24 protein-coding genes are annotated in these 25,729 nt (G+C 54.0%); 9 read left to right on the forward strand and 15 right to left on the reverse strand.

What is annotated here, in order from left to right; translation table 11 throughout:
• Positions 1-37: 37 nt before the first annotated feature.
• The 3 genes from icd to D3P08_RS26305 all read right to left on the reverse strand — a co-directional run bounded on the left by icd (position 38) and on the right by D3P08_RS26305 (position 2,906).
• The gene (gene icd, locus D3P08_RS26295; RefSeq protein WP_119603106.1) at positions 38-1,333 is read right to left on the reverse strand and encodes an NADP-dependent isocitrate dehydrogenase; all 1,296 of its coding nucleotides are present in this window, start codon (positions 1,331-1,333) and stop codon (positions 38-40) included.
• Positions 1,334-1,495: 162 nt separating this feature from the next.
• Positions 1,496-2,608 carry a citrate synthase gene (citZ, locus tag D3P08_RS26300; protein WP_119603107.1) on the reverse strand — a complete coding sequence of 371 codons (1,113 nt, stop codon included), beginning with the start codon at positions 2,606-2,608 and terminating at the stop codon, positions 1,496-1,498.
• A 34-nt stretch (positions 2,609-2,642) separates the two neighbouring features.
• Positions 2,643-2,906, reverse strand: coding sequence for a hypothetical protein (locus D3P08_RS26305; RefSeq protein WP_119603108.1), 264 nt, complete (start codon positions 2,904-2,906; stop codon positions 2,643-2,645).
• 13 nt (positions 2,907-2,919) lie between these two features.
• Here D3P08_RS26305 and D3P08_RS26310 point away from each other — a divergent pair, with 13 nt between their 5' ends.
• A complete protein-coding gene (locus tag D3P08_RS26310) occupies positions 2,920-4,434 on the forward strand; it encodes a Ppx/GppA phosphatase family protein (RefSeq protein WP_119603109.1) in 1,515 nt (504 codons plus the stop codon).
• On the opposite strand, the gene D3P08_RS26315 is transcribed toward D3P08_RS26310, so the two are convergent.
• From D3P08_RS26315 to D3P08_RS26355, 9 genes are all read right to left on the reverse strand, one after another.
• Positions 4,431-6,497, reverse strand: coding sequence for an RNA degradosome polyphosphate kinase (locus D3P08_RS26315; RefSeq protein WP_119603110.1), 2,067 nt, complete (start codon positions 6,495-6,497; stop codon positions 4,431-4,433). The two genes, D3P08_RS26310 and D3P08_RS26315, sit on opposite strands and share 4 nt — an antisense overlap.
• 237 nt (positions 6,498-6,734) lie before the next feature.
• Positions 6,735-7,127 (reverse strand): FxsA family protein, encoded by a 393-nt coding sequence (locus D3P08_RS26320; protein WP_119603111.1) that lies wholly within the window; start codon positions 7,125-7,127, stop codon positions 6,735-6,737.
• A 60-nt stretch (positions 7,128-7,187) separates the two neighbouring features.
• Complete coding sequence (locus D3P08_RS26325; RefSeq protein ID WP_119603112.1) at positions 7,188-7,658, reverse strand: acyl-CoA thioesterase; 471 nt, start codon at positions 7,656-7,658, stop codon at positions 7,188-7,190.
• 106 nt (positions 7,659-7,764) lie between these two features.
• Complete coding sequence (pyk, locus tag D3P08_RS26330) at positions 7,765-9,519, reverse strand: pyruvate kinase (RefSeq protein WP_119603113.1); 1,755 nt, start codon at positions 9,517-9,519, stop codon at positions 7,765-7,767.
• Between the two features lie 169 nt (positions 9,520-9,688).
• Complete coding sequence (locus D3P08_RS26335; protein ID WP_119603114.1) at positions 9,689-10,747, reverse strand: acetyl-CoA carboxylase carboxyltransferase subunit alpha; 1,059 nt, start codon at positions 10,745-10,747, stop codon at positions 9,689-9,691.
• Positions 10,737-11,606, reverse strand: a complete 870-nt coding sequence (gene accD / locus D3P08_RS26340) for an acetyl-CoA carboxylase, carboxyltransferase subunit beta (protein WP_119603115.1) — start codon at positions 11,604-11,606, stop codon at positions 10,737-10,739. The genes D3P08_RS26335 and accD overlap by 11 nt, the downstream gene beginning before the upstream one ends.
• Positions 11,607-11,648: 42 nt before the next feature.
• The gene (locus D3P08_RS26345; protein WP_119603116.1) at positions 11,649-11,837 is read right to left on the reverse strand and encodes a glutamate decarboxylase; all 189 of its coding nucleotides are present in this window, start codon (positions 11,835-11,837) and stop codon (positions 11,649-11,651) included.
• A 96-nt stretch (positions 11,838-11,933) separates the two neighbouring features.
• A complete protein-coding gene (locus tag D3P08_RS26350) occupies positions 11,934-12,431 on the reverse strand; it encodes a phosphatidylglycerophosphatase A family protein (RefSeq protein ID WP_119603117.1) in 498 nt (165 codons plus the stop codon).
• Between the two features lie 143 nt (positions 12,432-12,574).
• Positions 12,575-16,180, reverse strand: a complete 3,606-nt coding sequence (locus tag D3P08_RS26355) for a DNA polymerase III subunit alpha (protein WP_119603118.1) — start codon at positions 16,178-16,180, stop codon at positions 12,575-12,577.
• 128 nt (positions 16,181-16,308) lie between these two features.
• Here D3P08_RS26355 and D3P08_RS26360 point away from each other — a divergent pair, with 128 nt between their 5' ends.
• The 3 genes from D3P08_RS26360 to D3P08_RS26370 all read left to right on the forward strand — a co-directional run bounded on the left by D3P08_RS26360 (position 16,309) and on the right by D3P08_RS26370 (position 17,547).
• A complete protein-coding gene (locus tag D3P08_RS26360; protein ID WP_119603119.1) occupies positions 16,309-16,635 on the forward strand; it encodes a YtrH family sporulation protein in 327 nt (108 codons plus the stop codon).
• Between the two features lie 3 nt (positions 16,636-16,638).
• Positions 16,639-17,148 (forward strand): sporulation membrane protein YtrI, encoded by a 510-nt coding sequence (locus D3P08_RS26365; protein WP_119603120.1) that lies wholly within the window; start codon positions 16,639-16,641, stop codon positions 17,146-17,148.
• A gap of 78 nt (positions 17,149-17,226) precedes the next feature.
• Positions 17,227-17,547, forward strand: coding sequence for a YtpI family protein (locus tag D3P08_RS26370; protein WP_119603121.1), 321 nt, complete (start codon positions 17,227-17,229; stop codon positions 17,545-17,547).
• On the opposite strand, the gene D3P08_RS26375 is transcribed toward D3P08_RS26370, so the two are convergent.
• Together D3P08_RS26375 and D3P08_RS26380 are read right to left on the reverse strand one after the other, a co-directional pair.
• Positions 17,544-18,890 (reverse strand): DRTGG domain-containing protein, encoded by a 1,347-nt coding sequence (locus tag D3P08_RS26375; protein WP_240647759.1) that lies wholly within the window; start codon positions 18,888-18,890, stop codon positions 17,544-17,546. The two genes, D3P08_RS26370 and D3P08_RS26375, sit on opposite strands and share 4 nt — an antisense overlap.
• Before the next feature lie 69 nt (positions 18,891-18,959).
• Positions 18,960-19,430, reverse strand: coding sequence for a hypothetical protein (locus D3P08_RS26380; RefSeq protein WP_119603123.1), 471 nt, complete (start codon positions 19,428-19,430; stop codon positions 18,960-18,962).
• Positions 19,431-19,604: 174 nt separating this feature from the next.
• Here D3P08_RS26380 and D3P08_RS26385 point away from each other — a divergent pair, with 174 nt between their 5' ends.
• On the forward strand, positions 19,605-19,967 hold the full coding sequence (locus tag D3P08_RS26385) for a helix-turn-helix domain-containing protein (protein WP_119603124.1): 363 nt from the start codon (positions 19,605-19,607) through the stop codon (positions 19,965-19,967).
• 51 nt (positions 19,968-20,018) lie between these two features.
• On the opposite strand, the gene D3P08_RS26390 is transcribed toward D3P08_RS26385, so the two are convergent.
• Positions 20,019-20,339 carry a hypothetical protein gene (locus tag D3P08_RS26390; RefSeq protein WP_147381857.1) on the reverse strand — a complete coding sequence of 107 codons (321 nt, stop codon included), beginning with the start codon at positions 20,337-20,339 and terminating at the stop codon, positions 20,019-20,021.
• 254 nt (positions 20,340-20,593) lie between these two features.
• On the opposite strand from D3P08_RS26390, the gene D3P08_RS26395 reads away from it, so the two are divergent.
• Genes D3P08_RS26395 through D3P08_RS26410 form a run of 4 tightly spaced genes read left to right on the forward strand, consistent with a single transcriptional unit; the run spans position 20,594 to position 25,728 of the window.
• A complete protein-coding gene (locus D3P08_RS26395; RefSeq protein ID WP_119603126.1) occupies positions 20,594-21,973 on the forward strand; it encodes a YheC/YheD family endospore coat-associated protein in 1,380 nt (459 codons plus the stop codon).
• A gap of 14 nt (positions 21,974-21,987) precedes the next feature.
• Positions 21,988-23,172 (forward strand): YheC/YheD family endospore coat-associated protein, encoded by a 1,185-nt coding sequence (locus D3P08_RS26400; protein WP_119603127.1) that lies wholly within the window; start codon positions 21,988-21,990, stop codon positions 23,170-23,172.
• 28 nt (positions 23,173-23,200) lie between these two features.
• Complete coding sequence (locus tag D3P08_RS26405) at positions 23,201-24,577, forward strand: YheC/YheD family endospore coat-associated protein (protein WP_119603128.1); 1,377 nt, start codon at positions 23,201-23,203, stop codon at positions 24,575-24,577.
• Positions 24,574-25,728, forward strand: coding sequence for a YheC/YheD family endospore coat-associated protein (locus tag D3P08_RS26410; protein ID WP_119603129.1), 1,155 nt, complete (start codon positions 24,574-24,576; stop codon positions 25,726-25,728). The genes D3P08_RS26405 and D3P08_RS26410 overlap by 4 nt, the downstream gene beginning before the upstream one ends.
• Position 25,729 lies beyond the last annotated feature (1 nt).

Here is a 25,729-nt window from a genome sequence, read left to right on the forward strand (position 1 = left end):
GGTTTGGGTGGGTTCGAAAAAGGTTTATTTAAACGTATTACATGTTTTTGATAATCTCGTCAGCAAACGCCGAGCACTTCACTTCAGTCGCGCCTTCCATCAGACGTGCGAAGTCATAAGTAACCGTTTTGTTGTTGATGGACGTTTCCATGCCTTTGTAGATCAGGTCAGCCGCTTCCAGCCAGCCCAGGTGCTCCAGCATCATAACGCCGGAGAGGATGACGGAACCAGGGTTCACGACGTCTTTGTCCGCGTATTTCGGAGCCGTACCATGAGTTGCTTCGAAGATCGCATGGCCAGTCAGGTAGTTGATGTTAGCGCCTGGAGCGATACCGATGCCGCCAACTTGCGCAGCAAGAGCGTCGGACAGGTAGTCGCCGTTCAGGTTCAATGTTGCGATAACGTCGAAGTCAGTTGGACGAGTCAGTACTTGCTGCAGCGCGATGTCCGCGATTGCGTCCTTCACGATGATTTTGCCAGCCGCTTCTGCTTCAGCTTGCGCTTTGTTCGCAGCGTCCGTGCCTTCCGCTTCTTTGATGCGGTCGTATTGGCCCCAAGTGAATGTTTGCTCAGGGAATTCTTGCTCAGCCACTTCGTAGCCCCAGTTTTTGAACGCGCCTTCCGTGAACTTCATGATGTTGCCCTTGTGTACCAGCGTAACCGACTTTCTGCCATGCTTGATCGCGTATTCGATCGCTGCGCGAGCAAGACGCTTCGAGCCTTCGGCCGAAACCGGCTTAATGCCGATACCGGAAGTTTCAGGGAAGCGGATTTTCTTAACGCCCATTTCCTTCTGAAGGAACTCGATGACTTTTTTCACTTCTGCGGAGCCTTCAGCGTATTCGATGCCCGCATAGATGTCCTCTGTGTTTTCACGGAAAATAACCATGTTGACAAGCTCAGGACGTTTTACAGGAGAAGGAACGCCGTTGAAATAACGTACAGGACGAAGGCAAGTGTACAGGTCAAGCTCTTGGCGAAGCGCAACGTTCAGGGAACGAATGCCGCCGCCGATTGGCGTAGTCAGAGGTCCTTTGATCGCCACGATATACTCGCGGATTGCAGTGAGTGTATCGTTAGGCAGCCACTCGCCGTATGTATTGAATGCTTTTTCGCCGGCGAACACTTCGTACCATGCGATTTTTTTGGAGCCGCCGTAAGCTTTCTCTACCGCTGCGTCAAGCACGCGTTTCGAAGCGCGCCAGATGTCGCGGCCTGTTCCGTCACCCTCGATGAAAGGGATAATAGGATTATTCGGCACTTGAAGCACGCCGTTGTCAATCGTAATTTGCTCGCCTTCCGTTGGAAGCGCGTATTTTTCGAACTGAGCCATGAATAATTACCTCCTAAAAAATATGGTTGCTTAGCTGAGTGTTAGTATACCTCAACTTGCTAGGATGGAGCAAAAACTTTACCTAAAACGTTCGTTCCAGGCGACATTGAAAAGGAGAACAAGCACACCGCTTGCCCTCGCTCCTCAATGGGACTGCATGTATTAGCGCTGCTCGATCGGAATGTACTTCGCGCCTACCGGACCAACATAATCTGCGCGAGGACGAATCAAGCGGTTGTCCTGATACTGCTCAAGAATATGAGCGCTCCAGCCGGACACGCGGCTGATCGCAAAGATCGGCGTGAACAGGTCGCGCGGAATTTCTAGAGCTGTGTATACCGAAGCGGAATAGAAGTCGACATTCGGCTTCAACCCTTTCTGGCCGGTAACGAGCTCTTCGATCTTAACCGACATTTCGTACAGCTCCATGTTGCCGGTCAGCTTGCCAAGCTCGCGGGACATCTTCTGAAGATGCTTCGCGCGCGGGTCGCCGTTTTTGTATACGCGGTGACCAAAGCCCATAATTTTCACTTTGTTCGCAAGCGCGTTATTGATATAGCTTTCGACATTTGCGGAAGTGCCGATCTCTTCCAGCATGACCATAACGGCTTCGTTCGCTCCGCCGTGCAGAGGGCCTTTAAGCGCTCCGATCGCCGACGTTACGCCGGAATAAATGTCGGAAAGCGTTGCAACCGTAACGCGAGCCGCAAACGTGGAAGCGTTAAGCTCGTGGTCCGCATGGAGGACAAGCGCTTGATCAAGCGCCTTCACCGCAACTTCCGCCGGCTCCTTGCCAGTCAGCATGTACAGGAAGTTATAAGCGATGGACACGCCTTTCTTCGGCGCTACCGGCTCTTTGCCTTCGCGGATGCGGGCAAAAGCAGCGACTACCGTAGGCAGCTGAGCCTGCAGCTTAATCGCTTTCAGCTGGTTCGCCTCCGGGGACATATCATTAGCAGACTCGTCGTACAGCGCCAGGCTGGACACGGCCGTACGAAGCGCGGCCATCGAGCTGGTGCCTTTCGGATACAGCTTGATGCCCTCGATCACTTCTTTTGGAACCTCAGCGTATTGATCCAGCTGCTTCTGCAGCTCGTCTAGCTCGGAACGATTAGGTAGCTTTCCGTACCACAGCAGATACGCAACTTCTTCAAAGGAAGCATTTTCTGCAAGATCGTCAATGTTGATTCCGCGGTACGTCAGCACTCCGTCAATGATCGAGCTGATGGAAGACGCCGCCGCGACAATTCCTTCAAGACCTTTAGTTGCTGTCATCGTTCTCTCTCCTTTATACTCGAAATAAATTAATTTAAAAGATTGGAATGTAACACCATTCTTTAATGATAAATGATTTTGACATTGAAGCCAACAAAATAGGACATAAAAATGCTTTATCGGCATCATTGATATTTTGAATCGGCTTATGTAAGAAACCCGCATGCCGTCTGGAAATTCCGGCTATTCCCGACAGCTCATTATTCCACATTGCGGAAACGAATATACCTTTTCGAAATAGCTGCTCAAATATGGTAAAATAGCCGGAACAACGGTCGGAAGCACCACGCTGCCGCAAAGGAGGCCCCCTCATGACTAGTCAACGAATCGGCATCATTGATATAGGCTCCAACTCCATTCGGCTCGTCGTATACGAGAGAACGGAAGCCGGAGCCCACCGCGTAGTCGACGCCAGCAAACGATCGGCCAGGCTGAGCGGCAAAATCGATGAAAACGGCGCTTTGCCGGAAGAAGCGCTCGCGGAGCTCTCGGATACGCTGCGGCATTTTATGCGGATTTGCTCCCTGCATGGAATCGGGCAAATCCGAGCGGTAGCGACTGCCGCCATTCGCAACGCGACCAACCGCGATCACATTTTACAAACTATTAAAAATGAAACGGCGCTTTCGATCGAGCTGCTTTCCGGAGAAGAGGAAGCGTCCTTCGGCTTTCTCGGCATGATTAACTCTATGCATGTCACCGAGGGCTTCCTTATCGATATCGGAGGCGGAAGCACGGAGGTTTCCCTCTTTCAAAACCGGGAGCTGGCAGCGTCCGTTTCCTTCCCCTTCGGCTGCGTCAGCATCAATAAACTTTTTGATTCCAAGGATTCCTTGTCGGACGAGTCGCTTGAAGCGATCGAAAAAATGGTGGCAAGCGCCGTTAAGGAGCACCCGTGGATCCGCAAATCAGCCGGACTGCCGCTTGTCGGCGTCGGCGGCACGGTCCGCGCGCTCGGCAAGGTCCATCAAGCTAAGCACCACTATCCTTTCGCTCAAACGCATAATTACGAAATATCGGAGGATGGGGTGGATGAGCTGTTCCACTCCATGAGAAAGCTCCCTCTCGAGCGCAGGCGCAAGCTGCCGGGGTTATCCAAGGACCGGGCCGATGTTATCATCCCCGGCATCGCGATTCTTCGGGCAATCTTTCGCGCGACGCGGTCGACAAAGTATCTGATCTGCGGCGCAGGCCTCCGGGACGGGCTGTTCCATGCGACACGTTTCCCGGCTCGGCCAAAGCTTGAGAACCCGCTTACCTTCAGTCTCAAGAACATCAGCGCGCTTCATACGGAGGCGCCGCGGCAGCATGTTATGCTGGTGAACCGGCTGGCGCTGGAGCTGTATGACGATCTGCAGCCTATTCATAAGTTCGAGCCTCGCGCCAGGGTGCTGCTCGATGCCGCGTCCCAGCTGTACCGGATCGGCGCCTCGATCGACTATTACGATTACGCGAGGCATACATTCTATCTCATCATCCATTCTCACCTGAATGGCATGTCGCATCGCGAAATAATTATGACCGCCTCGATCGCTTCGTTCAAAAGTAAAAGCAAAGCCAAAAGCCAGATCGAGGATTACAAGGCATTAATCAGCGACGGCGATCTTGAGCTGATCTATAAGCTCGGCACCCTTCTCCAATTAGCGGCGGCGCTGGATCGCGGCGAGACGCAGGCGATCGGCCAGCTCTCCGTCCGGCTAGCGGACAAGAGGCTTCTCCTTCGCCCGCTAAATGCAAGAAGCTCCCTTGCGGTAGAACGCAGGGAGCTGGATGAGCTTGCGTCTGATTTCAAAAAACAATGGGATCTTACGCCCGTTCTGCTTTAAGCATGGCCTTTCCACAGCTGGATTCGTTTCGCTTCGAATTGGCTGCGGAAAGGCTTTTCGTTCGGAGTGGCGACCGGCTCGTAGAGCCCGCTCGGCTTCAGCTCTCTTGCCTTTACGTTATCCTCCAGATTCAGCCTCAGCATATTGATCAGAATGGCGCGCAGCCCCGGGTCGAACACGGGACACATCAGCTCGATCCGCTTCATCAAATTGCGGGTCATCCAATCGGCGCTGGACAGGTAGACCTCTTCCTCGCCATTGTTGTAAAAATACATGACGCGCGCATGCTCCAAATAACGGTCTACGATGCTGATGACTTTAATATTTTCGCTCCGCCCCGGAACCCCAGGCCTTAAACAGCATACGCCTCTTACGATAAGCTCGATTTTTACGCCTGCTTGCGAAGCCTCGTACAGCTTATCGATCATATCCTGGTTGGACAAGGAATTCATCTTGGCGACAATGTGCGCTTTGCGTCCCGCAAGCGCATTCGTCCGCTCACGGTCGATTAACCGGTACAGCTTCTCCTTCAAATCCGTCGGCGCCACGCCGAACGCTTTCCATTCATACGGCGAGGAATAGCCCGTCACTTCGTTGAACAGCGCGGAAGCGTCTCCCCCGACGACCGGATGGGAAGTGAACAAGCCAATGTCGGTATAAAGCATGGCCGTATTATCGTTGTAATTGCCCGTGCCGACATGCACATACCTGCGGAGCGTGCCTTGCTCCCGCCGAACGACCAGCAAAATCTTCGCGTGCGTCTTCAGTCCAACCAAGCCGTAGACTACGTGACAGCCCGCTTTCTCCAGCTGTCTCGCCCAAGCGATATTGCGTTCCTCATCGAATCTCGCCTTGAGCTCGACTACGACGGTTACCTGCTTGCCGGCTTCCGCCGCCTTCGCCAGCGCCTGCACAAGCACGGACTGGCCGCTTACGCGGTAAAGCGTCATTTTGATCGCGAGCACATCCGGATCGTACGCGGCCTGCTCGACGAAATCGTTCACCGCCTCGAACGACTCATAAGGATGATACATCAGCACATCCCGCTGGCGGATCACCTCGAACATGTCGTCGGTATCGTCGAATTCTCTCGGATAGACCGGCTCCATTTTTTCATAGCGCAAATTATCATAGCCGGGCAAGCTGCCTACGAAACGGAGCAAAAAGCTTAAATCGAGCGGGCCGTCAATTTCGAACAAATTATCCTCGATTTCGAGCTCCTCCCGCAGTGTCTCGAGCGCATAAGGATGCATGCCTTTGGCAACTTCCAAGCGAACGGGAATCCCCCATCTCCGCCTGCGCAGCTCCTTCTCGATCTCTTCCAGCAGGTCCTCGGCGCCCTCTTCGTTCAGTGTCAAATCGGCGTTGCGCGTAAGGCGGAAAGGATGGACGGAAAACGGAACATAACCGTTAAATAACGTATCAATAAATTGCTCGATCACGTCTTCCAGCAGAACAAACTCCTGCTTCTTCGAATTCACTCGCCCCGGCACCGGCACGTAGCGGTTCAGAATGGATGGAACCTGCACAATAGCAAACAACGGCTCCTCATCCTGCGCCGCATCCTCCTGCTTAAGCAGCACGGCCAGGTAAAGCTCCTTCGTATGGACTAGCGGGAACGGCCGGCTTTGATCTACCGCCATTGGCGTAAGCACCGGAAACACAATTTCGTGAAAATAATCCGAAACCGCTTTTTTCTGCGCCGCGTTCAGCTCATCCACGGTACGGATGCATATGCCTTCCTTGCTCAGGCATCTTATGACATCCCGATAGGTCCGATACTGCTCGACAACCATGGCTGTCGCCCGCTTAATCAAACGTTTCCATAGACCGGCAGGCGTATAGCCGGTAAAATCCGTTTTCGTCAGGCCGGCGCGCATCTGGTCTTGAATACCGGCGACGCGTACGCTCATAAACTCATCCAGGTTGCTTGCCACGATCGATAGAAACTTGGCTCGCTCAAGCAGCGGGTTTCTTGTGTCCTGCGCTTCCTCAAGCACCCGCCGGTTAAATTCGATCCAGCTTAAATCCCGATTTACGTATGGCGACAACTGCTTGGTCATGGGGTTTCTTCCTCCTAAAAGGTTTACGGAGTAAACCTACTTCGAAAGCATAAGCTCAGGGTTTGCGGAGCAAACCCACTTCGTAAGCATGGGCTCAGGGTTTGCGGCAGCAAACCCACTTCGTAAGCATAGGTTTACGAAGTAAACCTACTTCGAACGCATAAGCTTGGCATCCCTATTTTATCGATTGACTATTATTGGTATATTAACGAAATGTAAACAAACTGTTAACACGCGCTAAAATCGTCTAATCGTAAAGCTGCCGTTCCGCAGCCGTTTCTCCAGCCATTGCAGTATCATTTGACGGAACAAGGGTCTAGTAAAAGGTAGGAGCATCACAATACCGAGCAAATCGCTGAAAAAACCAGGCGTAAGCAGCAGCAAGCCGCCCAGCATGACGATTATTCCGTCAATAAGGGAACGGCCCGGCATTTGTCCCGCCTGCAGCTGTCTTTGGGCATCCTGCCATACTTTCCGCCCCTCGGAACGGGCGAAATAGGCGCCAGTCGCGCTTATCAGCAAAATGATCAGAAAGGTGCTGCCCCCCCCGATCCACTCTCCCATCTGCAGAATCCCCCATAATTCCACAACGGGAACGATCAAAAAAGCTGCAAGTATCCACTTATACATCCTATTCCTCCTCTCCATGTTCGCATGCGCAAAATGAGTGAAACTTTGTCAATTGGTTTGTCAATTGCTCCCGTTTATTAATGCGTACAGCTCCGGCATCGTCTTATTCAAGCGGGTCGGCTGCCACTCCTTATTGACCCAAACATGCTTTGTTCCCCCCTCGACGAGCAGCTCGCCCGGCAATTCCTCGCCGTATGCGATTTCAGCAGCTTGAAAATCGCTTACGCTAACTTTCCTTACCTGCGATTCGAACGCGATTCGAAGGGGGCTGCATTCCGAAATCCGTGTGCAGACGACAACAAGATCATCATATCTCGCAGGAGAAAGATATCGGCATGCAAGGTCAACAACCGGAAGCAGCAAGCCTTTGCTTTCAATTGTTTTATAGTCGTACCCGGCCGCTCTTATCCATTCTGTACGTCCAATTTCAAACCAGGTCACATAATTGCCGTGAAAAACAACACCCATTTGATCGGTCTCCTGATATCTTACCCGAATCGGGTGCAAACGCCACGCTCCGACTGAAATCATCTATGCTTCTCCTCCAAAAACGAACGATAATTATAGGACCTGAATGGAACAAAAAGCGACGGTGAATTCACCATCGCTTTCCATTATGTCAGTAGCTTTTATAGAATTACAATACTTTGGACTGTCCGGAGTAGATAAAGCCCGTTTCTCCGTAAACGGTAACTTCCATGCCATCTTTTAGCGTGTCGGTTGCGCCGCTTACGCCAAGAATGACCGGAATGCTCAGGTTTAGACCGCATACAGCCGCATGGCTCGTAATGCCGCCTTGCTCTGTAATAACAGCGCCGGCTTTCTCGAAAGCAGGCATATATTCTTTATCCGTAGACACAGCGACCAATATATCGCCTTGCTCCACTTTTGCAATCGCTTCTTGCGGATTGCGCGCAATGACGATTTTGCCAGTCACGGTTTGGCTGCCGATGCCTTGGCCTTTGGCGAGAAGCTCGCCGATGTGATGAATCTTCATCAGATTCGTTGTGCCTGCGCGTCCAACCGGAACGCCAGCTGTAATGACGACCGTATCGCCAAGGCTGAGAAGACCGGTGTTCATTGCGCCTTGCACGGCGTTGTCGAACATCGCATCCGTTGTGTTTGCATCTTCGCCTTTAACCGGGATAACGCCCCAGCCCAAAGCTAGGCGCTTCATTACTTTTTCATCCGGCGTAACCGCGATAATCGGCGCCTTCGGACGGTACTTCGATACCATACGAGCGGTGAAGCCGCTTTGCGTGGACGTAATAATCGCCTTAGCGTTCAAGTCCAGCGCGGAATTCGCAACCGCTTGGCTGATCGCTTCCGTAACGGAAACCTGCTGCGCGTTCGCTTGCTTCGTGAAGATTTCACGGTATTCAAGCGCATTCTCCGCGCGCTCCGCAATGCGGGACATCGTTTGAACGGCTTCTACCGGATATTTGCCCGCTGCAGTCTCGCCGGACAACATGATCGCATCCGTGCCGTCGAAAATCGCGTTCGCCACGTCGCTTGCTTCCGCGCGGGTCGGGCGCGGGTTGCGCTGCATCGAATCCAGCATTTGCGTTGCCGTAATAACCGGTTTGCCTGCGCGGTTACACTTCTTAATCATCATTTTTTGAACGAGCGGTACTTCCTCTGCAGGAATTTCGACGCCTAGGTCGCCGCGCGCAACCATAAGGCCGTCGGACACTTCCAAAATTTCGTCAAGGTTGTCGACGCCTTCTTGGTTTTCGATTTTGGAAATAATTTGGATATGGCTGGCGTTATGCTTCTCCAGCAGCTCGCGGATTTCAAGCACGTCGCTAGCTTTACGAACGAACGAAGCCGCAATAAAATCGATGCCTTGCTCGATACCGAAAATAATATCGTTTGCGTCCTTTTCGGTAATGCCCGGCAAAGAAATTTTTACGCCTGGAACGTTAACGCCCTTCTTGCTCTTGATCGGTCCGCTGTTCACAATGCGGCAATGAATTTCCGTGCCTTCGATCGCTTCAACCGTAAGACCGATCAAACCGTCGTCAATCAGAACAGTGGAGCCTACCGATAGGTCGTTCGGCAGATTGCTGTACGTCACTGGGATACGAGTGCGGTCGCCCAAAATTTCTTCCGTTGTCAGCGTGATCGCATCGCCTTGCACCAGCTCAATCGGCTCTTCCTTCAATTTGCCGAGGCGAATCTCCGGCCCTTTCGTGTCGAGCAGGATCGCGACGGACGTACCCAGCTCTTTGTTGGCCAATCCAATGTTTTTGATCCGGTTGCCGTGCTCTTCAAAATCGCCGTGCGAGAAGTTAAGACGAGCAACGTTCATACCCGCTTGGATTAGTTTTTTTGTGTTCTCCAGTGATTCGCTGGAAGGTCCGATAGTACAGACGATCTTCGTTTTACGCATGTTAGGTATCCTCCGTTTAATGCCTGAAATGTCTTTTAAATTTAATTTATGAGAAAACCCTATCGAAGCAACTCATGAGGAGCGACCGCGATTATATGTAGGTTTTATCTTAGACAGCAAAATGCCCGCATTCCGCCAGCTTGTCCGGCGGAATGCGATGCTATACCTGTTACTTCAGCGTCGGCGCAGCCGCTTGGCCGCTTAACGCGCTTGAGCTTTGCGCGGATTGCCCGGCGTTGTCCTCATTCGAGGCTGCCGCCGCCGCATCCTGCTTGGCCATTTGGAAATAGCCGATTTTACGGAATTTTTGGTAACGGTCCTCAATCAACTGCTCGGCGTCCAGCGCCGACAGCTCTTGAAGATGCTTCCAAAGGCCGGCCTTCACCTTATCGGCTACAAATTCTAAATCGCGATGAGCGCCGCCCTGCGGCTCTTCAATAATTTCTTCGATCACGCCGAATTCGAGCAAATCCTTAGCGGTAATCTTCATCGCCTCGGCCGCTTGATCGGCTCTCGACGCATCCTTCCACAAGATCGAAGCCGCGCCGTTAGGCGAAATCGCCGAATAAATCGCGTTCTCCAGCATCAGCACGCGGTTGCCTACGCCAAGCGCAAGCGCTCCGCCGCTGCCGCCTTCGCCAATAACGACGCAAATAATCGGAACGCCGAAAGCAGCCATCTCCCGCAAATTGCGCGCAATGGCCTCCGACTGGCCGCGTTCTTCCGCGGTGTTGCCGGGATAAGCGCCCTTCGTGTCGATAAAGGTAATGATCGGCCTGCCGAATTTGTTCGCTTGCTGCATGAGGCGCAGCGCCTTGCGGAAACCTTCCGGATGCGGGCTTCCGAAGAAGCGCGCGATATTATCGCGCGTGTCCTTGCCCCGCTGATGACCGATAACCGTTACCGGAACGCCGTTCAGCTTGGCCAATCCGCCTACGATCGCAAGATCGTCGGCAAATAAGCGGTCGCCGTGAAGCTCGATGAAATCGGTAAAAATCGCGCCGATAAAATCAAGCGAGGTCGGACGTCCGTGATGCCGGGCAAGATGCATCTTCTGCGCCGGAGTCAGCTCGCTGTAGAGCTCTTCCTCCAGCTGCTTGCAGCGCTCCTCCAGCCCCCGAATCTCGTCCGAGAAATCGATGCCTTTGTCTACGCTCAGGCTCTTCAGCTCTTTGATCTTCTGGCGAAGCTCGGTAATCGGCTTCTCGAAAGGCAGCTCATTCGCCATGGATCGATTCCTCCTTCACACAATGCATGTCCAGAAGTTTCGTAAGCGTAGCCTTCATATCCTTACGGTGTACGACTTTATCCAACTGGCCGTGCTGCAGATTAAATTCCGCGGTCTGGAAGTTGTCCGGAAGCTTCTGGCGAATCGTCTGTTCAATAACGATTCTGCCGGCAAAGCCGATCAAGGCGCCGGGCTCGGCTAAGTTGTAGTCGCCGAGGCTCGCGAAGCTGGCCGACACCCCTCCGGTTGTCGGGTCGGTGAAGACAGAAATATAAAGACCGCCGGCGCCTTGGAACTTCGCAAGCGCCGCGCTAGTCTTTGCCATTTGCATCAAACTTAGAATGCTCTCCTGCATGCGCGCTCCGCTCGAGGTTGAGAAGATGATAAGCGGAAGCTTCTTCTCATGCGCGGCTTCGATCGCTCTAGTAATTTTCTCCCCGGCGACGGAACCCATACTTCCGGTAAAAAAATCAAAGCTCATGACGGCTACGACGACCGGAAATCCGCCGATTTTGCCTTCGCCTGTCACAACCGAATCGCGAAGATTCGACTTCGCCTTCTGCTGCTCCAGCTTGTTCGCGTATCCCGGGAAACCAAGCGGGTCAACCGACTCCATCTCGGCATCGTACTCATACAAATGCCCGTCATCAAGCGTCATACCGATTCTCTCCCAAGCATTCAACCGGTAATGATGCCCGCATGACGAGCACACCTTTAAATTCTTTTCCAATTCTTTGCTGTACTGAATGGTGCCGCATTTGGAGCACTTATTCATTAAGCCTTCCGGAATGTCCCGCTTCGGGCGCTCCGAAGGAATGGTCGCGTATTTTTTCTTCGAAAATAAGTCCTTAATTTGCATGTATGTGACACCTCTCAAGGCGCAATAGTTTTGAACCTGCCGTTATGGCCGGATGATGGAATTGAACACTTCTTGCACTTCCTCCAGCTCGCCAGACGGAACAAGAATCTCATATTGCTGTTTGGACAGATTGACGGGGCGGATCTTAACCAAAAAACCTTCCTCTGTTAGCCGCTTCTTGATGTTCTCTGCCATTTTTGCTGTTGGTGCGATATAGATGACCGTCCACATCATGGAACCTCCTGAAAACTTCGCGTGAGCAAAGTTAACCTACTAAACTAAACCTATCCTGCCAAAAGGCCATATGATGTCATAATGATAACATAGTTATGGCGTTTCCGGCAAATGATATTGGACAGCCTTCGGGTCTCCATGCGCAATGCGGGCGGATGCGGCGGCGGCCAGCCCCGCAACCAGATCGTCCAGGAACACATGAATCTTCTCGCCCTTCAGATTGAGCTGGCGAATGATGCCGGGCTTCATTTTATCCAAATAACCGAAGCTCGTCAGACCGATCATGCCGTAAACATTCGTAATGCCGAGCGCCAGCGTTTCGTCGACGCCGTACAGCGATTCATCCTTCTCCATGATAGCTTGAAGAGGCTCCGGCAGCAGACGCCTCTCCGCCAGCTCGTCTAACGCGATCCCGGTGTAAAGCACATACTGCACTTCCCGTTTCTCCAGCACCGCGCGGACGCTATCCCGGCATTCCTCGATTTGAAGATCTGCATTATACGGCCTTTGCAGACTATAAACAATTTCCGCTACATCATCAACCGTTACTCCGCGCTTCTCCAGCCATTTCTCTATTCCGCTCACAGGCATCCTTCCTCTCTCATAGGCTGCTTTTGCTTGTATCTCTATGCATATGCGCGAACAAGCCGTTATGTGCACGGAATGATGCCAGACGTACATTTTTTTAAGAGAATCGCCATCTTCGTAAGCGGAGACGCAAGCCGGCGCAGCCCTTACCGGATCGCTACAGTGCCCGGCCCCAGCAGCGTTTCGACCGCTAGCTTCAGCTCCTTCGACGGTTCAACGCGGTGACTGTCGCTGAGCGCGATCAGCCGGTTCTCCCGTTCATAGAATAGTGCGGTATCCACCGTGCCGGGATGTGCCAGCAGCAGCTCTTTCAAACGGTTCAGCACATCCGGCTGCTCGCGTTCTCCCGTAATCTTAATAAACAGCCGGCGTTTCTTGCCCGCGCTCTCCTCTGCAGGCGGCTTCGCCGCCGAGGCCTGGCGAATAGGCGCCTCCCGCCCGCCGCCCGCATGCTGAGGCGGCTTAGCAGCCGGCTGCTGCATGCGGGCCGCGCGGAATCTCGAGCTCTTCCGCATGCGGCGCACTTGAGCGGCTAAATAATCGTGGACGCCTTCAATCGGCACCACATCCTCGACAAGCAGTTTATAATCCTCGTCTCCATGCTGCACGGTTGCCTGCATAATGACGAGGCCGTCCTTGGCCAGCTTGCCGGAAACCCGCTTCCAGACGTTCGGGAACACGACCGCCTCCACGCGCATGATGCGGTCCTCCACTTCGAGGAAGCCCATAGCGTTCCCTTTCTTATTCGTAAACGGCTTAAGACCCGCGATCATGACGCCAACGATGGCGATTGTCCCTTCCTCCGCATCGTTAAGATCAATAAGCCTGTCCAGCTCGAGCTGGTCGAGCTGCTCCGAAACGGAATCTAACGGGTGACCGGACAAATACATGCCCAGCAGGTCTCTTTCGAACTCCAATTTCTGCGGCGTCGTAAACGGCCTTATATCCGGCAGCTCGACATCCCAGTTCTGTACCTCTTCAAATCCGAACAGCTCGATTTGCAGCTCCTCGCGCTCCTTCCGCCATTTCACCGCCGCCTCTACCGTCTCCTCCAGCGCCGCAAGCAGCTGCGCCCGGTGGCCCGGCAGCGAATCGCATGCCCCCGCTTGAATAAGCGACTCAAGCACGCGTTTGTTCACGACGCGCAGATCGGCTCGCTTGCACAGGTCGAGCAAGCTTTCAAACGGCCCGTTCTCCCGCTCGCGGAGGAGCGCTTCAATCGCTTGCGTCCCCACATTTTTGACCGACGCCAGGCCGAACCGGATCTTGCCTTCCATCGGCGTAAAGGAGACGCCGCTTTCATTAATATCAGGCGGCAGCACCTCGATGCCCATTCGGCGGCATTCGTCGGCGTACTCCGCCGTCTTGCGCATATTGCCCGTCACCGAAGCCAGCATGGACGCCATAAACGGCACCGGATAATGCGCCTTCAGCCAGGCCGTCTGGAAAGCGAGCACGCCATACGCCGCCGCGTGGGCGCGCGGGAAGCCATAATCGGCAAATCGGACGATCATGTCGTAGACGCGGTTCGCTTCCTCTTCGCTGTAGCCCTGCGCCTTGCTTCCCTTCACGAAGTGGGCGCGCTCCTGGTCCAGCACCTCGCGCTTCTTCTTCGATACCGCGCGCCGGAGCAAATCCGCTTCGCCAAGCGAGAAGCCGGCCATCAGGGAGGCGATCTGCATAATTTGTTCCTGGTACACGATAATGCCGTACGTGTCCCTTAGGATCGGCTCCAGCGTCGGATGAGGGTATTCAACGGCAAGCGTCCCGTGCTTGCCTCCGATATATTTGGGAATGAACTCCATCGGTCCCGGACGGAACAGGGCCAGCACGGAGATAATATCTTCAAATGTCGTCGGCTTAAGATCGCGCAATACGCGCCGCATGCCCGCCGACTCTAGCTGGAAAATTCCCGTCGTATCGCCTCGGCCGAGCATCGCGTAGGTGACGGGATCGGAGTCGCTGATGTTTCGGAAGTCGATCTCCTTGCGGAACAGCTCCTTCACCCAGCCAAGCGCGCGCTCCAGGATCGACAGCGTGCGAAGTCCCAGAAAGTCCATCTTGAGCAGGCCGATAGCCTCCAAATTTTCCATGGAATATTGCGTAAGCGGAATCGTTTCGCTGCCGGTCTGCAGCGGAACATAGTGCGTAAGCGGCTCCTGCGAAATGACGACGCCGGCCGCATGGGTGGAAGCGTGGCGCGGCATCCCTTCCACCTTAATCGCCATCTTCAGCATCGCATCCGTCTTCGGCTGGCGGGCGCAAGCCTCGCGCAGCTCTTCGCTTACGCGAAGCGCTTCCGCCAGCGTGATCCCGAGCTGGTTCGGAATCAGCTTGGCGGCGCGATCCACCTCTTGAAACGGCACGTTAAGCGCCCTGCCCACGTCCCGGACGGCGGCTTTCGCCGCCATCGTGCCGAACGTAATGATCTGGGCGACATGCTCCTCGCCGTATTTGGCGGAGACGTAGGCGATAACCTCGTCCCTGCGCTCGTCGTTGAAATCGATATCGATATCCGGCATCGTTACGCGCTCCGGATTCAGGAATCGTTCAAAAAGCAGCTTATATTTAAGCGGATCGACATCGGTAATCCGCAGCGTATAAGCGACGAGGCTGCCTGCCGAGGACCCCCTGCCCGGCCCTGTCCGAATGCCCCGCTCATGCGCAAATCTGATGAAATCCCACACAATCAGGAAGTAATCGCTGAAGCCCATATTTTCGATAACCGACAGCTCGTAGGCAAGCCGGCCCTCCGCCTTGCTTCGGAAGTCGGATCCGTCCGACCATTCCGGCATGCCGGCGTAGCGCGCATTCAAGCCGTCCTGACACAGCGCGGCCAAATATTGCGCCGAGGTCGTCCCTTCCGGAACAGGGCGGAACACCGGAAGCGCGGCGCGCCCCAGCGTCAGCTCCAAATTGCATTTGTCCGCGATCTCAATCGTATTGCGGATCGCCTGCGGCACATGCCGGTACATCGCCGCCATTTCCGCGCCGCTCTTCATATACAGTTGATCCGTCGGCATGCGCATCCGGTCTTTGTCCTCGACCGTCTTGCCGGTGCCGATGCAGATGAGCACGTCCTGCACCTCCGCGTCCTCGGGATGCAAGTAATGCACATCGTTCGTCGCGACCAGCTTAATGTCCGTCTCTTCGGCAAGCTTGATCAGGGCGGCGGCGACCTTTTTCTGCTCCAGCATGCCGTGATCTTGCAGCTCCAAATAAAAGTCGTCCCCGAACAGCTTCCGGTAACGAAGCGCCGCTTCCTTGGCCTCGGCGTAGCGGTCTTGAAGCAGATGCTGCGGCACCTCTCCCTTTAAGCAGGAGCTTAAACAGACTAATCCATCCGCATGCTCCGCCAGCAGCTCCATATCGATTCTCGGTTTATAGTGATGGCCTTCCAAATGGCCCGCCGAGCACAGCTTCATCAAATTGCGATAGCCGGCCTCGTTTTTCGCGAGCAAGATAAGATGGTAGGTCGGATTATCCTTGCGCGAGCCTTTCTCGAATCGAGAGCCCGCCGTCAAATACATCTCGCAGCCGATAATCGGCTTAATGCCTTGCGCGCGGCAAGCGCGGTAGAAAGGAATCGCGCCGTACATCACGCCATGATCGGTCAGCGCGAGGGCGGTCATGCCGAGCTCCGCCGCTCTGGCCGTCAAATCCCGGATACGCGCGGCGCCGTCCAATAAGCTGTATTCGCTGTGAACGTGCAAATGCACAAATTCGGTACCGTTTCCGATTCCAGCTTCCATCTTCCAGCACTCCCTTTCCTAGTACCCGTTACTCTCGTCATGAAAGTTACCGCTATTTTATCATAATTGCGTCGGACACGCCCATAGAATGGTATAAGCACGGATTGAGAGAAACGGAGGCAAGCGGCATGTCTTATTTTCTACAGAAGGCGGGAATGGACTTTTTTATCGCGTTTGGCGTGGTCGTCGGGGGTGCGATGCTTGCAGGGATAGGAGCTGTCTTTATGCTGATGCCGCCTGCAAGCGAAATGTTAGACACCGCTTTGCGCTTGAAAATTTGGGCCATCGTGGCGGCCATTGGGGGCTCCATCGACCCGGTTCGCGTCATTGAAAGCAATTTTAATGCCGGATATTTATCACCGGTCGCTCAGCAAATCTGTTTCATCGGCTTCGCCTATTTGGGCGCGCATATGGGGACCGAGCTCATTCGGCTCGTCTGCAAGGGGGCCGCTTAGACGATGAGAGTGCCGCCGTTCGAGCGATTCGTGCGGGGAATGCAGCTATTCGGAGCATTATTGCTGGGGATGGTGCTGGGAGCCGTCGTTCTCAATTCACTCTTCGTGGCGCAGTTCCAGGCGCTCTACGAGACTCAGAAAGAGCTTGAGGATAAGCTGGAGCAGTACGAGCAGGATTTGGATATGCTGACGCAATACAAAAACCAGCATACCGTCATTAAAAGCGTTCAGCTCCGTCTGGAGCATGACGGCAACAAGCGAGTTAAATTGGATAAAGTGACGGAAGCCGAGCTGATACGGCGCGTGAAGGAGGATTTGGCCATTTTCATCGGCCGCAATATATACGACATCGATTCGGATGCCAAATTAACCAGACAGCTGCTGGGAGAGAAGATCTATACGGATGTAAACGGCAAAGATTTCACGGTTGAACTGAGAACGGTGCTGCTCTCCGAGTACAAGCTGCAAATCTGGATGACCGCAAGCCCTTACGTGAGACCGCCTACTTCCTGATGCGCTTCCTAGCGCGGATGGGCGCTCTTCTGATACAATAGAGGGCGACTTGAACACGTAAGGAGCTGCTTAACCGTTATGGATCAATTGTTGTTTTATGTGCTGTATCCGGCAATTCTCATTACGCTGGCGCTGTCGGTCTACTTCAGCTGGAAGTCGCGCCGCTCCCCCGACATGCAGACAAGAGGCATGCATGCCGCACGAACAAATATCAGCATGGGCTTTATGCTTATCTTCTTCGCGTCCGTCCTGCTGTTCCTGTCGGAGGATTCGACGCTCCGCATCGTCATCGGGGGTCTCTTCATCGCCCTCGGCGTATTTAATCTGTTCGCGGGATTAAAAAATTTAAGCGTGTACCGCTCTATGACGCAGTCCAAGGACAGCGCCGGCAGCCGTTAATAAGGGTCGATCATCTGGGCCGTCAGCATCGCTTTGGCCGCTAAGCCTTGGCGGTCCAGCACCTCGATCTCCAGCTTGGAGAACTTCCGGCTCAGCTCCAGCGGCCTCGGCTTGATCGTAATTTCGCTGTCGATCTGCACCGGCCTAACATAATAAGAGGTCATGCTTTCGAGCAAAAAATCGCGTTTCCCCGTCTCCCGAATCATCCTTCTGGCCGCTTGGGCCATCAAAGTCGATAAAAGACCTTCCGACGCCATCCCGAGCGCTCCGGACATCTGCGGCGTTATTGCGCCTTTATAGCTGATCCCCGCATCGTCCGCATCCTTTTCCTCCGACTGCATAAACCCCGCCCACATGAGGTCTTCGAACGTTTCGCCCGATTCCGGCTGCTTGCCTGCGAATCGCATGGCATCCAGCACTTCCTGGCGGGTAACGACCGTCAGAAGCTTCCGGTGGCGGTCCACAATCGGAAGCAAATCGATGCCTTCTGCAGCCATCGTGTGCGCGGCCGACGTTACCGTAATATTCGGCGCAGCCGTAATCGGCTGTCTGGTCATAACTTTGTCCACAGGCGTATCTTCCGCCGATCCTGCCGCATCCTTCGCGGTCATCATGCCGATAACTCGTCCCCGTTCGTCTACAACCGGAAACCGGATATAGCCCGTTTTTTTCGACAGCCTGCCGAAATCCGCCACCGTCTCTCCGGAGCGAAGCACATCAGCCGGCCGGCTGAACGTGACAATATCCTCGATCAGCATAATCTTCCGTTTGATCAGCCGGTCGAACATCGCCCGGTTAATTAAGGACGCCACTGTAAACGTATCATGCCTGGAGGACAAAATCGGAAGAGCTAACTCATCCGCCAGCCGTATCACTTCTTCGCTGGGCTCGAAGCCGCCTGTTATCAGAACGCCCGCTCCCTGCTCGAGCGCGCAGCGGTGGGCGCTGACCCGGTTGCCCACAATAAGCAGGCTGCCTTCATCTATATACCGAAGCATGGCGTCCAGCTCCATCGCTCCGATTACAAACTTATGCAGCGACTTATCAAGCCCGTCGCCGCCGCCGAACAGCCTGCCGTCCACGATTTGCGCAACCTCTCCGAAGGTCAGCTGGTCCAGAGCGTCCCTCCGTTTGCGGTCGATACGGACGGTTCCGATCCGCTCCTTCGTGCTGACAAGCCCGGAAGCCTCCGCTTCTTTGAATGCTTTATAAACGGTGCCCTCGCTTACGTGAAGCGCCTTGGCGATCGCTCTAACCGAAATTTTCGTGCCGATCTTAAGGCTCTGTATATGCTGAAGAATCTGTTCGTGCTTCGTTCCGGATTCGCTTCCTGGATCGTGAATGGTAGACACCCTCATCAACTCCTTATCTGTCTCCATTATAAAAGATTGGAGAGAATGAAGGAAATCGCGCTAACCGTCGAACTGCACCTTCACGACCTTTAGCTTGCCGTCAACGGGTTCTCCGTTTTCGTCATGCAGCTCCCACTTCTTAAAGAGGGCGCTCATGGTGCTTTTATTAATGGCGGACTCCGCTCCGTTTCGAATGAATTGCTGCCAATCATAATCGATCGGCACGCGGTACTTCAGCCTTAAAATCGGATAATTCGCAAACTCTATGGTTTGGGCCGGAATCGCCTCATAAACGGTCGAGAATAAGAAAGAGTCGCTTTGGCTGCGCGGCCGATGAATCGGGTCCGATTTGAGCTGCATCGTATAGACCACCGTCTGGGTATGCACGTCAACCCCGCAGCTGAAAGCTCCCCTTGCGGTCGCAATCTTCATATGCCGGTGAGCGAAGCAATAAGTGAAGGACAGCCAAAAAGAAACATGATAATAATGCGATTTCACTTTGCGAAAAAAATCAAACTCTTCTACCGACATTCTCCGCTCTCCCTCTCTATCGTCATTCCACTAGTCTATCACAATTGTCATATTTATGTTAATTATAATAATTCATCCAACGAATATCAATGACTATAGTCACTATTTTTTGTACATCCTATAAAACGTTGTTGACACCGCCGCAACCATCTATCTTTAGGCTGAGGTGAAAAGATGAGCGACATCGGACGACAGATCGGCAATAACATTCGTACGCTTCGCAAAGCGAAAGGCTTAAGCCAAGAGCAGCTTGCGCTTCGCGCCGATATTAACGCTTCCTATATGGGACAAGTAGAACGGGGCGAAAAAAATCCGACTATCGACGTGCTCCACAAAATCGCGGCAGCCTTGCATATTCCTCTGGAGACCGTTGTGCATATCCACTCGGAAGATGCCCGGCTCGATGCTCCCCAGGCGGAGGAGAATACGCCTTACGCCGAAAAAATCGCCAGCCAGCTTCACGGGCTCAGCTTGAAGGAGCAAGAAGCCGTCTATAAATTCGTCAAGCAGCTGGTGCAATTCAAAGAGCTTGAATAGAAAAAAAGAACCCGCTCCATGTTGGCTGGATAGCGAGTTCTTTTTTTGATCTCATCGGCTTTGCGCTTTGCTCCGCTTCTCCGCGCGTCTTCCAAGCAGCTTCTCCAGGCTGCGCTCCCGCAGCACCGCCTTCGCATGCTTGATCTGCGCCAGCTGCTTGCGTTTCTCCTCGCTCACGAACAGCAGCCAGTTGACATTCGCCGCGACAATAACAGCCGAAAAGGCTAACCACGTATACCAAAATAGGCGATATCCATCGCCCGAACCGCCCTGCTCCAGTTTCATCATCGCAAAAAATAGCATCCCCAGCGCCACGATAAGATAAACGAGATGCTTCCCTTTTCCATTCCGACTATTTTTCCGTTCCATCATTCCCGCTCCTCTCAAATCTTTCTACTAAAGGCGAGCTGTCTTGTCCCATTTCCTCTATTCTATGAAAACGCCGTTCCCGCTATGCCTGCAGAATGCAACCCGCAAGCCCGCGTTCCTTTACCTGCCCCGAGGTGGCCTGTTATCACAATCCGGTAGGCGGTCTCATATGATGAACTAATTCGTTTCCAAACACCTAGGGCCCTCACGACCTCGGGTAGCATGAGCTCCTCTGGTACGGAAGGAGAATACAAGAAATGATCAAAACGAAAGCGAAAGCAGCCATTCAGGTGGTCAGCGCGGAAAATCTGCCGGAAGACACCATCCTGTTAGGCGAGAGTTACGTCAAGTATTGGAAAATACCAAGAGGCCAGCACGTTCAATTAAAATTCGGAGCTTTCCGCCGGAATGTCAAGGTTATTCCGGTCGCACGATTAAACGCCATGCGGATCAGTCAAGCGCTTGCGGAGAGCATGGGGCTTCCTTCGCGGCTGCAGCTTCGGATTCATTACAAAACAGCCGCTGCGGTGCTTGCTTTAGGACCGCTCATCGGCGTGCTGGTCAGCCGCGATTACCCGCGTACGCCGGAGAAGCCATTCGGCTCCATTACGATGTTCTGCCGTGAAGTTGTCGAAGCGTGCAAAGCGCAGGGCGCCTTCGTCTATTTCTTCACGCCGAAGCATATCGGCGGCAATACCGACATTGTCCGGAGCTGGATTTACACCGACGACGGCTGGAAGGAAAGCGAGATGCCGGCGCCCGATATCGTGAACAACCGCCTCACGACCCGAAAGCTGGAGAACAGCGAAGCTGTGCAGCGATTTTTGAAAGAGACCAAGTTCCATCATGCCACCATCGCGTTTAACGAAAAGTTTCTGGATAAGTCCGAAGTGTTCGAGGCGCTCAAAAAAGACGCTAAGCTGACCCGTTATTTGCCGGAGTCGTATCTTCTGCGCAGCTACTCGACGCTGCGCGCGATGTGCGGCAAGCACAATACGGTATTTTTGAAACCGATCAGAGGCAGCCTCGGCAAAGGCATCGTCCGGATTTCGCGGCTGGACGGCGAAAGCTACCAGGCGCAGTACGCGACGAGCGCGGGCACCAAAAAAGTAACCTATTCGAATATGACAAAGCTGTACGCTTCCGTCTCCTCCAAAATGAAATCCGTGCGCTATCAAATCCAGCAAGGGCTGCAGCTCATTGAAATCGGAGGCCGACCCGTCGATTTCCGCGCCCTCGTTCAGAAGAACGCCAGCGGGAAGTGGATGATCACATCGATTGTCGCCCGAACCGCGGGAAGCCAGCACTTTGTCTCGAACCTTGCGCGCGGCGGTACGCTCAGCACCGTCAGCGCCGCCGTGACCAAAAGCAACTTAAGCAGCGGCATCAGCCGTCTCGAAACCTCAAACAAGCTGCGCAGCGCCGCCTTGCAAATTGCCAAGGGCATCGACGAGCATATTCCGGCCCACTTCGGGGAGCTCGGCATCGACCTTGCGCTTGATAAAAGCGGCAGAGTCTGGCTGCTGGAGGTTAACTCCAAGCCGTCCAAAAACGACAACACTCCCCTGAATGAGGGGAAGATCAGACCATCCGTACGCTTGATGATCCAATACGCCCGCTTCTTATCGGGCTTTTAACGGAGGTAGCCTCAATGAAGAAGCTTGCCCCCCTTTCCTTCGGCATTCTGACAGCACCGACAGCTTTGGATGCGAATTCACCCGCGGTTCCCCCCGAGCCGCGGCTGTGCCGCGCGTTAAGCTTGGCCGCCGCAGAGCAAGCCGTTGATGTGTTCACCTTCTCGGCCGAGGATTACAATCCGCGGACGGGCGCGCTGCACGGGTACCGCTATACCCCCGAGGGCTGGATCCGGCAGCGGGTGTCTTTGCCGGATGTCGTCTATGACCGCAGCTTCTGCCGAAGCAGGGAATGCTCTACGCGCAGCATCGCTGCGCTTCAGCAAATGCGGAAGCGGCATTCGCATCAGCTTATCAACAGCAGATTGCCGGGCAAGCTTGGGGTTTACCATACGCTGCAAGAAGACGGAAGGCTTGCGCCGTATTTGCCGCGGACAACAAAATATGCGGCCGAGGCGCTGGAGCCGCTGCTTTCCGGGAGCCGCGAAGGCATCGTGCTTAAGCCTTCGTCCGGGATGCAAGGCCGAGGCCTTCTTCATATTCGGAGGGAGCTATGGGGGAACAAGCTTTATGTGAACGGAAGATCGCGCGGCAACCGCCCCTTTATGAAGTCGTTCACCGAAATAAGCGAGCTCTCCGTGTGGCTTGACCGATTTACGAACGGTTCCGTTTTTCTCGTTCAACCCTATTACGCTTTCCGCGATGCCGATAACCGTCCATACGACATTCGGGTTTTGACGCAAAAGGATGATACCGGCATGTGGCGGCTGACCGGTATGGCCGTACGCTCGGGGAGCCAAGAAACGCTGACCTCGAACCTGCATGGAGGCGGAATCGCCTTGCCTGTCCGCGGCTTCCTCCTCTCCAACTTTGGGCAATCCATGGCCGAACGTTTATACCGGAAAATCCATACAATAACTGGGCAAACAGCTAAATGTCTGGAAGGCGGGTTCGGCAGGCTCGGCGAGCTGGGGATGGACTTCGGCGTCGAGCCGTCCGGAAAGCTATGGCTTATTGAAGTCAACACCAAGCCCGGCCGCGAAGCCTTTCGCCAAATAGGGGATGCGGCCGCGCTGAAGCAGTCGATCGAAAGACCGCTTCGCTATGCCAGATTTTTAACGGAACGCGTTAGGCCGACCTTTGTATCAGCAAACCAAGCTTATGGTCATCCGAAGCGTCAAATCGCCATACCGCAACGCTGAGGTCCTCAAACGTTCAGGAGGTTCATCAATGAGTCTGACAACTTGTAACGTGCACTTCTCACAGCAGTCTAATAAAATTGTCTATTTGTCCAGAACGCTCTATAACCAGCTCAAGCTAGCCGGCAAAAGGTCGATCCGTCTAAAATTGGGCAATGTTGTGATTACTGCAGCCGTAAGGCAGCTGAGGCGGGCCGGCAACCATATGTACCTGTCCGCCGGCGTTCGGAATTCCGTGAAAGTGCCGAAAACCGGAAATGTCTATGTATTGAGTACGGGTGAAGGCGAAATCCAAATGGGGCCGCTGGTCGGCATCTTAACCGATACGATTCAACCCTCGGATCCCTATCCGTTCGGCGCTAGGTCCGGCTTCATCAAACAAATTATCCGATCAGGCGCTCACAAGGCCTATATTTTCGGGTTTACGCCCAGCGACATCAACTGGCAGAAGGAGACGGTTAACGGCTATTTCCTTAATGCGCAGGGAGGCTGGTACCGCAAGGTGGTTCCGCTGCCGGATGTCGTATACAACAGGCTGCCGAACCGCAAAGCGGAGACGATGCCCTATATCAGCTCCGTTCGCGAGCGCTTTGTCAAAAGGCGGATTCCCATCTTCAACTGGAGCTTCTTAAACAAAGCCGACGTCTACCGGCTGCTCGATAACGATCCGGAGGCGCTGGCGCATCTCCCGGAATCGGTCCCTAACCCGACGGCTGCTAAAATTAAAGAAATGCTGGAGAAATACCATTTCATCTACTACAAGCCGGGGGGCGGGAGCCTTGGCATCGGCATCTACCGGCTGACCTACCAGCCGGGCCGGGGGTATTACGTCCGGTACCGCAAAGGCAACCAGAACGTGCTGCAGCGATTCGCGAGCTTCCAATTGATGATGAGAATGCTTCAAGCCAGGCACGGCAGCCGCCTCAGCCAATACGTGGCGCAGCAAGGCATTCGCTTGATCGAGATCGACAAATGCCAAATCGACTTCCGTTTCCATATGCATAAGAACGGCCGCAATCAATGGGTACCCGCCGGTATCGGAGCCAAAAAGGCAGGCCGCGGCAGCGTCACGACACATGTCAAAAACGGAGGCTCGCTTATGACGCCGGAGCAGGCGCTCAGCCGCACGTTCGGCAGTCAGGCGAATGAGATTCTGGAGAGGGCGAAGCGCGTCGCCGTCAAGCTCTCCGAATCGATCGAGCGGAACTACCCGCATCGGCTTGGCGAGCTGGGGCTAGACATCGGCATTGATAAATCGGGCAATGTGTGGATGTTCGAGGCGAACGCCAAGCCGGGGCGCTCCATCTTCAAGCATCCGGCGCTTAAGTCGGAAGGCAAAGCCTCGGTCTCCTATATATTCGAGCACTGCATGTATTTAAGCCGCTTCCAGGAAGGTGATAGCCCATGAACGCTATAATTCAGGAAGTTCGGCAAGTGAATGAAACGAAAAAACAGGCGCCTGTCTTCGCCATCTTAACGATCGACGACCCCGAAGGCGATTTCCGCGGCAACCGCAGCAACTTTGCGGATTTGATCCGGACCGGGCAGGCGATGGGCTTTCTAGTGTATGTGCTGACCGTCAAAAACTTGCTGCTTCGCCGCAAATCGTTATGGGGCTACGTCTACCGCTTCGAAACAAAAACCTGGCAGAAGCAGCAGATGCCTTTCCCCGATATCATTTATAACCGCATTCCATTGCGCGAGGACGAGATGCAGCCGGAAGTCCGCCGGAAAATTAAAGCATGCCGCAGGCTGACCAAGGTCAGCTTGTTCAACCCGTCTTTTTTCAATAAGTGGCAGTTGTTCAAATGGCTGAGAAGCTCTAAAACAACGAAGCCCTTTATTCCCGCGACAAAAAAATTAGTGAGCGTAAGCGGACTTCGAAGGCTCATTCTGAAGCACTCCTACTTGTATTTGAAGCCCGAGAGCGGAAAAGCCGGCAAAGGCATCATGACGGTTAAGCTGCTCGGAGGAAAGCCTTTGCCATACCGGCTCAAGATCCAGGAGGACAAAACCAGCTCCACATACAGCTGCTCCTCTCTTCAAAAGCTATGGGCGCGCATCCAGAAGGAGAGCGGCGGCGTCGCGTATATCGCGCAGCAAGGCATTCAGCTTGCGTCCGTGGATGACCGGCGATTCGATTTACGGGCGCTCGTGCAAAAAAACCGGAACGGCAACTGGGAGCTTACCGGTCTCGGCGCGCGAATGGCAGGCACTTCAAGCATTACGACGCACGTGCCGCGCGGCGGCCGCATCGACGATCCCGAGAAGCTGCTTACGTATTCATTCGGCCAAGTAGAGGCTCATAAGCTGTTACAAAAGACGAGAGTCGCAGCTTTGCTCATTGCCAAACAGATTGAACGCGCCTCCGGCCAGCGTCTCGGCGAGATGTCGATGGATCTAGGCGTAGACAGCAGCGGAAATCTGTGGTTCTTCGAAGCGAACTCGAAGCCGATGAAATTCGACGAGCCGCATATTCGGCAGAAGTCGCTAGAGCGAATTTTTCAGTACGGAGCTTATCTGAACCGTAAAAAAGCGAAACGAGCGGGAGGCGTGTAAC

The sequence above is a fragment of the Paenibacillus nanensis genome (assembly GCF_003583765.1).
In the GTDB taxonomy this organism is placed as follows: domain Bacteria; phylum Bacillota; class Bacilli; order Paenibacillales; family Paenibacillaceae; genus Pristimantibacillus; species Pristimantibacillus nanensis.